Genomic DNA, 9,803 nt, shown 5'->3' on the forward strand with positions numbered 1-9,803 from the left:
ATTTACGAGCAACAACAATACATGTATGACCACCATACCCATTCCGTAGCCAATCGAATTGTTAGCTTCCATCAACCATGGCTTCGTCCCATTGTGCGAGGAAAAGCAAAAGCCGCTGTTGAATTTGGGGTAAAATTTGATATGAGTATGGATAATGGTATTGCTCGTCTGGAACGTACTAGCTTTGATGCGTATAATGAATCAGAAGTACTCGTAGGAGCGATTCGACGGTATTATGATCGCCATGGTTGTTATCCAGAAAGAGTGTTGGCAGATAAAATCTATCGCAATCGACAAAACAGAGCTTACTGTAAAGTCAGAGGCATTCGCCTTTCTGGACCCGCCTTAGGACGTCCAAAGAAAAATGAGCATCCTGACAAAACGATTGAATACCAAGACAACGCCGATCGAGTAGCGGTTGAACGTGGGTTCAGTCTGTTGAAACGTCGATTTGGTGCGGGGCTCATTCGAACAAAACTCAAAAATACCACTCTTTCTAGTATCGCTTTGAGTGTTCTATCCATGAATCTGTCAAAATTGACGTCAGATTTTTTACGCACTTTTTTCAGATATTTATTTATTATCAAGAACAGTTGTTTCCTATTTCGAAATTCGCCGGTTTTAGAAAATTTAGCATTTGTTCAGTAGACATTAAGATACAAAATCATTTCTTTACTAACGGATAAAGTTTCTTTGAGTTTTATTGCTAAGCTTTGCACGGTGTCTTTAACTACAGTGATTCGAATACTAAAAGAACTCAAAAGCTATCTTCCAGAAAACGCTAAAAAGGTTCTTCCCAAAGTATTGATGGTGGATGAGTTTCGATCACATGCTTCACTTGAAGACAAAATTAGCTTTATTTGTGCAAATGAGCTTTATTTGTGCAGATGGAGAAAGTGGAGAGTTGATTGATATTTTGCCAACACGTAAGCTATCTCGACTAACCGCCTACTTCCAGAGCTGTTCTAATAATGATCAAGTAAAATATTTAGTCACTGATATGAACGCAGCTTATTTTCAATTAACCAAAACGGTATTCCCAAATGCCAATCTCGTTATTGATCGATTTCATATCGTTAAACATATGAATCAAGCATTTCAAGACCTACGTGTAAGAACAATGAAATCCTTACAAATAAAAGGTTTCAAAAAGGAATCCCAGAAAATTAAAGTAAATTGGCGTTTTCTAACAAAAAATAGACAGAATATAAATCATTCGGAATATAAGTCTTGGCGTAGTTTCCGTTCACCTAAGTATCCTCTTCTTACAGAAGCTATGATGTTTGATAGACTACTTACATTTTCCCCTTCCCTTAGGGAAGCTTATGAGGCATTCCATGACTTGGCAGATGCATTTAGAGATAAGGACCATATTTTATTTTTTGACTTGCTCAAACATCTTCCAGAAAGTTTAAATGAGGAATTTAGAAAGAAATTACAGAACTTGCTTAAGTATGAAGAAGGCATAAGGAATGCAATGATTTATCCTTATTCAAACGGTAAAATTGAAGCAAAAAACACACATATCAAAACACTAAAAAGAGTACCCTACGGATTCAAATCATTTGAGAACATGAAAATACGCATTTATATGATTAATCATTTAATTGAAGTGAAATAACATAAAAAACCAAAACAGATTTGTTCATCATCTGCTTTGGTTTCACTTAAATCTTTTCCATCAGTCCTGATTGACAAAGAGCCAAAAACTACCGACCAAAGGTTTCTAGTCAGTAGTTTATTTGTTATTGTTTCTTGTTTCATTTCATCAACGCATGTGCTGCTTAAAATTTAGTAATTTCTATTTCAACACCAAAATGATCACTAACAACTGGCGCATTTTTACCATCAAATACGACTTGGTGTGCGTCAACAATACTAGTTGCCGGAACAAAAATATAATCAATTCTTAGTTTCCGAGTATTTTCTTTCCAACCATCAATGGCTTGCTCTACCGTTGCTTCACCGCTCTTTACTTTTGCTATAGAATAGCTATCTCTTAGAGCAAGTGGACTTTTTTCAACGAGTGAGTAGCCTGCTTCTTGCGCTGGATTATTAAAATCACCAAGTAAGAAAAGGGGGTTAGTTTCTGTTAATAATCGTTTTTCTAACCGATGCCATTCGAAAGCAAAGCCAGAATTTTCATCCTGCCACCAAGAAAAGTGAGTACTTACGACACAAATTTCTTTTCCTTGGAATAACGTATTGCCAATCAGTAGTTTTCTCGTTCGATAATCTTGATAATTACTTGTTTCAGACACAACAATTGCTTCACTTGTCAAAGGATTTTTTGAAAGCAGAGCATTTCCTTCTTCATAAATATCATAGCCAATATGACTCATGTCCCAGCTCCAATAATAGGTCCGCCCTTTCATTGCCAACTTTTTGACTAAACAATAAGCAAAGTTATCTTCATGAATACTTTTTTGCCCACTTACTGGGCAAAAACCAATAAGCTCACTTTGAGAAACAATAACTGAATCCACTAATTGATTCACTTCTTGTAATGCAATCACCTCATAATCAGCTTCGATAATTTTCTCAACTAATTGTTGTAACTTTTGTTCAGCCTCTTTTTCTAACCAGCTATGTGTATTTAGTGTGAGCAAATTCATTTGTCTGACTCCTTTTTTATTCCACAGATTTTCCCTTTAAATATGGATAGTTCCAACCACTTCGTTCGCTTGAACATTTCCAAAACGTGGGATTTCTAACGTTTCAATTTTATTACTGTTAGTGAAAACTACCATAATTGTTTTTTCTTTACCCGCTTTTTCGACAACAGCTAGATCCATCGATGCAAGTTTTGTTCCTGCAGTAACTGTTTGTCCTTCTTTAACAAAAACTTCAAAAGCTGTTTCCGTTAATTCAACTGTATCAATCCCCATATGAATTAAGATTTCAATGCCGTCTGTTGTCTGCAAGCCCATTGCGTGTTTGCTTGGGAATATACTAATGACTTTCGCATCAACTGGTGCTACAACAGTTTCTTGTGCTGGAATAATAGCTAATCCTTCACCCATCATTTTTTGAGAAAATATAGGATCATCAACATCTTCTAGCGCAATCAGTTCTCCTGTTGCTACCGCATGAATCGCTTGCTCTTTGCCTAAAAAAGTCGTTTGTTCTTCTGTTGAACTTACTAGATTATTTTTTGGTAAAGGAATAGTTGCACCAGATTGTAACAAATCTTCAATATCAGATTTCAAAACATCTGCTTTTGGTCCATAAACGGCTTGCACTCCATTGTCTTTTACAATCAATCCCATTGCTCCAGCACGTTTCCAAGCATCTTCTGCTCCGACCTTTTCGCGATCATTGACACTCACACGTAAACGAGTCATACATGCGTCTACTTCACTAATATTTTCTTTACCACCTAACAAATGAATGATTTGAATAACTTGTTCGCTTGCTACACCTTCACTTGTAGTTGCCGTTTCCGTTGCTCCCCCGCCGTCATTGTCATAATTTCCATTACGTCCAGGTGTCGCAAAATTGAATTTTTTGATTAAAAAGTTTGCTAAGAAATAAGTTCCTACACCAAACACTACGACACACAGAACAAAGTTAAGTAGATCGCCACCTAATCCTGCCTTGATCGCTAATGGTGTCCGTGTCAATAACTCAATATTCCCAAAAGAATGTACTCGTAATGGCAAGATATCTGCCATTGCAAAAGCTGCCCCTTGGATAAAAGAATACACAATATATAAAGGCATTGCTGCAAACATAAACATGAACTCAAGTGGCTCTGTCACACCTGTCAAGAAAACTGCCAATGCTGCTGAGAAATACATTGATTTATATTTTGAGCGTTTGTCAGCATCCACATTACGATACATTGCCAAAGCCAAGCCCATTAAAATACCAGACGAACCAATCATTTGTCCGACTTTAAAACGTGCAGGTGTCCAATTTTCTAATACAAAAGCATATTGTGATGTGTCACCAGCACCTTTAAGGTTGATTAAGTCCGTTGCCCAAGCAAGCCATAATGGATCTTGACCAAATACTTGAGTTCCAGCTTGTGCGCCAGATAAAATTTCATACGTTCCGCCCAATTGTGTGTAATTGATTGGGATCGTTAACATATGATGCAAACCAAAAGGTAAAAGTAATCTTTCAAGTGTTCCGTATAAGAATGGTGCTAAAATTGGCGCACTATCTTGTGATTGAGCAATCCATAGACCAAAGTTATTAATCCCTGCTTGGATATTTGGCCACACAATAGCAAGAATCAAAGCAACAATTGTAGACCATAAGATTACAACAAATGGGACAAAACGTTTCCCATTGAAAAATGATAATGCATCAGGTAATTTTCGATAATTGTAATATTTATTGTAAGCCATCGCACCAACAAATCCGGCGATAATCCCAACAAAAACCCCCATATTTAAAGCAGGCGATTCTAAAACACTAGTGAAGAAACCTTTAACCATGATTTTTGTACCAAATAAGGTATGAGTAAATGCCTCTTCATTCGCCAACATATCAGTAGTAACACCAAAAATTGCTCCAGTGATTCGATTGATTAATACAAATGAAATCCCTGCAGCAAATGCACCGCCTGCACGATCTTTTGCCCAACTACCACCAATAGCTAATGCAAATAAAAGATGTAGATTTCCAATAATTGCCCAACCAATACTCTCAACTACACCACCAGTTGTAACTAGTGGTGAAAAATCTGGATTGATTAGTGGTAGTGACTTCCCAATACTAATCATTAACCCTGCAGCTGGCATCACTGCAACAACAACCATCAATGCTTTTCCGAATTTTTGCCAAAACTCAAAACTAAATAATTTCTTCATGTTCTCTCTCCTTTACGCAATCGGTTTCGCTACATTGCCATTATAGCTTGGGGTTTATTTTTTGTAAATACTTTATTTTTAATCAGTGCCAAAAAAATTTTTCCTACTTCTATTAGTCCCTTTCCCTGCTAATCACATTATTTTTTCAAAATAACCGTAAACGCTCAGTATTCCGTGCTTTTCTCTTACTCCGTTTAAAATAAAAAGATTTCTTGAATTATTCTTATTGACTAAAGCAACCGGTTGCGTTTATTATGGACGTATCAATATGAATTATCTAGGAGGCAAATCATGAAACAAATCAAACGTCTTTTTCAAATCGACCCATGGAAAATCAAAACGAATCAACTAAACAAAAATGAACTACGTCTACAAGAGTCCCTTACTAGTATCGGAAATGGTTACATGGGTATGCGTGGCAACTTTGAAGAAAGCTATTCTGGCGACCATCACCAAGGAACATATCTTGCAGGGGTTTGGTATCCGGACAAAACGCGAGTTGGTTGGTGGAAAAACGGCTACCCAGAATATTTCGGTAAAGTAATCAACGCCGTGAATTTTATTGCAATGGAACTACTGATTGATGACCAACCAATCGACTTAGCGACACACCAGCCAGAAGATTTTTATCTAGAATTAGATATGAAGAACGGGCTACTATCACGTCAATTTACGATCACTACTGACACAAATAAAGTACGCTTTTCTTTCGAACGTTTTCTAAGTATATCTAAAAAAGAAGCTGCGTTTATTCACTTGACTGTTGAAATGCTTGAAGGCACAGGTACAATCAAGCTTCGTTCAAAATTAGACGGAGATGTTCAAAATGAAGACAGTAATTATGAAGAACATTTTTGGTTGCCAATAGCAGTCGGTTCAAAAGAAGCGATTGGCTATTTAACTACCGAAACAATCCCTAATAACTTTGGAATTGAAACTTTCACTGTAACTTCTGCCATGCGTCATTTAATTGATGGTGAGCTAGCTTTACCAACATATGAAGAAACTGAATTGACTTTATCAGCAACATTCACCAAAACATTACAAGCTGGCGAATCGTTCACTATTGATAAAGAAGTCATTGTTTTAACCAGTCGCGATGTCGAAAAAGAAAAACAAGTTCAACGAGCAATCGAGATGCTTACTCAGCTTGATCAAACCTATGCACAAGAAAAATCAGATCAAACAGCAGCATGGGCAAAACGTTGGGAACTGGCTGACGTTGTCATCAAAGGTGATGATGAAGCACAGCAAGGAATCCGTTTCAATCTTTTCCAACTATTTTCAACTTATTATGGAGAAGATCAACGATTGAACATCGGACCAAAAGGATTTACTGGTGAAAAATATGGTGGTGCAACTTATTGGGACACTGAAGCTTACGCTGTACCACTTTATTTAGCTTTAGCTAAACCAGAAGTAACAAAAAACCTTTTGAAATATCGTCACAACCAATTGCCACAAGCTATTCACAACGCGCAACAGCAAGGATTAAAAGGCGCACTTTATCCAATGGTTACCTTCACAGGTGTCGAATGCCACAATGAGTGGGAAATCACTTTCGAAGAAATCCATCGAAATGGCGCGATTGCTTATGCTATTTATAACTATACAAATTATACTGGCGATCAAGAATACTTGAAAAAAGAGGGCTTAGAAGTCTTAGCTGAAATCGCACGTTTTTGGGCAGATCGCGTTCACTTCTCAAAACGACAAAATAAATACATGATTCATGGAGTTACTGGACCAAACGAATATGAAAACAATATCAATAACAACTGGTACACGAACACGATTGCTGCTTGGGTCTTACGTTACACAGCTGAAAAGTATTCTGAGTTCAAAAAAGAGGCGACTGCAACGATTTCTGACGAAGAGTTAGCGAAATGGACAGAAATTGCCACAAACATGTACTTCCCGACAGATCAAGAATTAGGAATTTTTGTACAACATGATACTTTCTTAGACAAGGATCTACAACCAGTAACAGCCCTTTCTCCAAATGACTTACCTTTGAATCAACATTGGTCTTGGGATAAAATTTTACGTTCTTGCTTCATCAAGCAGGCAGATGTTTTACAAGGAATCTATTTCTTCAATGATCAATTCACAACTGAAGAGAAACGTCGTAATTTTGATTTTTATGAGCCAATGACCGTTCATGAGTCATCTCTTTCTCCAAGCATCCATGCCATTTTGGCTGCAGAATTGGGGATGGAAGATAAAGCAGTTGAAATGTACCAACGTACTGCACGTTTAGATCTGGATAATTATAATAATGATACCGAAGACGGGCTTCACATTACTTCAATGACCGGCAGTTGGTTAGCGATCGTTCAAGGTTTTGCGCAAATGAAAACAGACCACGAAACATTAAGTTTTGCACCATTTTTGCCTAAAACTTGGGAAGCCTATTCTTTCCATATCAATTATCGGAATCGTTTGATCTCTGTTGTTGTTGATAACAATCAAGTCACTTTCACTTTACTAGAAGGTGAACCGTTAACTTTCGTTGTCTATAACAAAACCTATGAATTAGCAAATACACTATCTCTATCACTTAGAAAGGAAGATGAAAATGTTTAAGGGCGTTTTATTTGACCTAGACGGCGTTATTACTGATACAGCTGAGTATCACTATCACGCTTGGAAAAAACTTGGTGAAGAAATCGGTATTTCAATTGATCGCTCATTCAACGAGCAGTTAAAGGGGGTTAGCCGTGAAGACTCTTTATCTTTAATGCTACGTTATGGAAATAAAGAGAACGATTTTACAGCTGAAGAATTTGCTGAGCTGGCTCAAAGAAAAAACGATTATTACTTGGAAATGATTCAAGCAATTACGCCCAAAGACGTTTATCCGGGAATTTTAGAACTACTAGCAGACTTGAAAACAGCGAAGATTAAAATCGCTCTTGCTTCAGCAAGTAAAAACGGGCCTTTCTTACTTCAAAAAATGAACTTAACTTCTTATTTCGACGCAATCGCAGATCCTGAGAAAATTTCTCATGGTAAGCCAGCACCAGATATTTTTTTGCTGGCTGCTAAAGAAGTAGGCTTAACAACAAAAGAATGTCTTGGTATTGAAGATGCGCGAGCTGGAATCCAAGCAATTGTGGCGAGTGGCGCTCAACCCGTGGGCGTTGGTCAAAAGAAAGACCTGGGTGAAAATATTCCAATCGTTTCTGACACAACCGAATTAACACTAGCTTACCTTAAAGAAGTGTGGCGAGAACATGAATAAACCGAACATCCGCGTTACACCAATTACTCACAATTTAAAAAAAATCACTTTGAAGAACGACTTTTTAACAGTCGTTCTTCTCAATTATGGCGCTCGTCTTCATCAAATATTTGCACCTGACAAAGAAGGAAACGTTGAAAACATCTTGTTAAGTTATGATAACTACGAAGATGTTTTAGCTGATAAAAGTTTTTTTGGTGCAACTGTCGGTCCTGTCGCGGGGAGAGTCCGCGACGGCAAATGGAAAAATCACCAACTTGAAAAAAACAATAGCACACATCACATTCACGGCGGAACAAATGGCTGGTCTTTTCAATATTGGGACATCGAAATTTTTGAAGAACCTGATGCAATCGGCGTGGTCTTTTATTTAAAAGATACTTTTTCTGGTTATCCAGGCCCAATAAAAGCTACCGTAACGTATCGTTTACAGAATAATCAGCTTGAAATGACCACTAAAACAACCAGTAACGTGACCACCATTACTAATCCAACCAACCATGCTTATTTCAATCTTTCAGGTAATGGACAAAGAGATATTTTAACGCATTCTTTGACGCTAAACACCTTAGGAATGTTGGAGTTAGATTCTGACAAATTACCCACAGGAAATTTACTCGAAGAAAGCGACTTATGTATAAACTTCAAGAAAAAAAATTCGCTAAAACAAATTCTCGATGCTTACCCAGTTGGTTTGGATGATGTTTTTTTATTACGTTATCCTAAAGTAACTAAACCTTCACTTCTTCTAGAAGAAAAGCAATCAGGTAGACAGATGGCTGTAGCAACTTCTAACAAAAGTGTGGTATTATTTTCTACGACTGGTTTTCATGCTGATTTTAAATTGAATGGTCAGAAAATGCATTCAAACTACGGATTAGCTATTGAACCACAGGAAGTACCCGACATCGTTCACTTTCCAGAATGGGGATCTATTACACTACATCCTGGTCAAGAACGCGTTACCCAAACAATTTATCAATTTATGACTACCTCATAGTTACAAGAAAGGCGTGGCAAAATAATGGCTATCACTGTAAAAGATGTCGCAAAAAAAGCAGGCGTTGCTACTTCAACCGTTTCGCGTGTAATCAACGATCACCCAAGCATCTCGGAAACAACCAAGAAAAAAGTCCGTAAAGTGATGGATGACCTTGGCTATGTTCCAAACATGACTGCCAGAAATCTCGGAAAGCGGACATCCAATGCCGTTGGTGTTATTTTGCCCCCACTGGATTCTAAAGAAAGACTTGGCAATCCGTTCTATCTTGAAATTTGAAATTATGGAAGCAATTAATGACGAAGCTCGGCTTTATGACATGACAACAGCGATTGCAACAGCTAAAAGTTTTGAGCTTTTGCTCGAGAACGTCAAACGCATGCACCTCCAAAAGCAAGTTGATGGCTTCATTCTCGTTTATTCAGATAGAGCTGATCCAGTGATTGAGTATTTATATGAGAACCAGATTCCGTTTACCTTGATTGGACAACCTTATCAACATGAAAATAATATTGTTTATGTCGATAACGACAATCAACTACTTGGAAAACAAGCAACCGAATTTTTAATGATAGCGTAAAATATTTTGTGTAAATAGAAATTTTAGGTAGATAAAAAGAAACCTAAATAATTCATACTTTTTCTATTTACCTCTCAATTCCCTTATCTATCAATGGATAAGGGAATTTTCACTTTTCACCCATTTGGTGTACAAAAAGAGCACTCCTTATGTTATTGT

Annotated in this window: 6 protein-coding genes and 2 pseudogenes; 6 read left to right on the forward strand and 2 right to left on the reverse strand. The window is 37.3% G+C overall.

Annotated elements, in window-relative coordinates; genetic code table 11:
* On the forward strand, nt 1-648 hold a 648-nt coding region (locus tag JOD14_RS12545; protein ID WP_239576207.1), incomplete at its 5' end, for a transposase.
* A 3-nt stretch (nt 649-651) separates the two neighbouring features.
* Nucleotides 652-1,621, forward strand: a pseudogene (locus JOD14_RS12550) (ISL3 family transposase); the annotation flags it as partial.
* Between the two features lie 163 nt (nt 1,622-1,784).
* On the opposite strand, the gene JOD14_RS12555 reads toward JOD14_RS12550, so the two are convergent.
* Both JOD14_RS12555 and JOD14_RS12560 read right to left on the reverse strand, forming a co-directional pair.
* Nucleotides 1,785-2,615, reverse strand: coding sequence for an endonuclease/exonuclease/phosphatase family protein (locus JOD14_RS12555; RefSeq protein ID WP_204655123.1), 831 nt, complete (start codon nt 2,613-2,615; stop codon nt 1,785-1,787).
* A 36-nt stretch (nt 2,616-2,651) separates the two neighbouring features.
* The gene (locus tag JOD14_RS12560; RefSeq protein ID WP_204655124.1) at nt 2,652-4,820 is read right to left on the reverse strand and encodes a PTS transporter subunit IIBC; all 2,169 of its coding nucleotides are present in this window, start codon (nt 4,818-4,820) and stop codon (nt 2,652-2,654) included.
* 291 nt (nt 4,821-5,111) lie between these two features.
* On the opposite strand from JOD14_RS12560, the gene JOD14_RS12565 reads away from it, so the two are divergent.
* The 4 genes and pseudogenes from JOD14_RS12565 to JOD14_RS12580 form a co-directional block, all read left to right on the forward strand.
* Nucleotides 5,112-7,406, forward strand: coding sequence for a glycoside hydrolase family 65 protein (locus tag JOD14_RS12565; protein ID WP_204655125.1), 2,295 nt, complete (start codon nt 5,112-5,114; stop codon nt 7,404-7,406).
* A complete protein-coding gene (gene pgmB, locus JOD14_RS12570) occupies nt 7,399-8,064 on the forward strand; it encodes a beta-phosphoglucomutase (RefSeq protein ID WP_204655126.1) in 666 nt (221 codons plus the stop codon). The genes JOD14_RS12565 and pgmB overlap by 8 nt, the downstream gene beginning before the upstream one ends.
* Nucleotides 8,057-9,064: an aldose epimerase family protein gene (locus tag JOD14_RS12575; RefSeq protein WP_204655127.1), complete on the forward strand. Its 1,008-nt coding sequence runs from the start codon at nt 8,057-8,059 to the stop codon at nt 9,062-9,064. The genes pgmB and JOD14_RS12575 overlap by 8 nt, the downstream gene beginning before the upstream one ends.
* A 24-nt stretch (nt 9,065-9,088) precedes the next feature.
* A pseudogene (locus JOD14_RS12580) lies at nt 9,089-9,635 on the forward strand (LacI family DNA-binding transcriptional regulator); the annotation flags it as partial.
* Nucleotides 9,636-9,803: the final 168 nt, after the last annotated feature.

Source organism: Enterococcus lemanii, assembly GCF_016909125.1.
GTDB classification, from domain to species: domain Bacteria; phylum Bacillota; class Bacilli; order Lactobacillales; family Enterococcaceae; genus Enterococcus_I; species Enterococcus_I lemanii.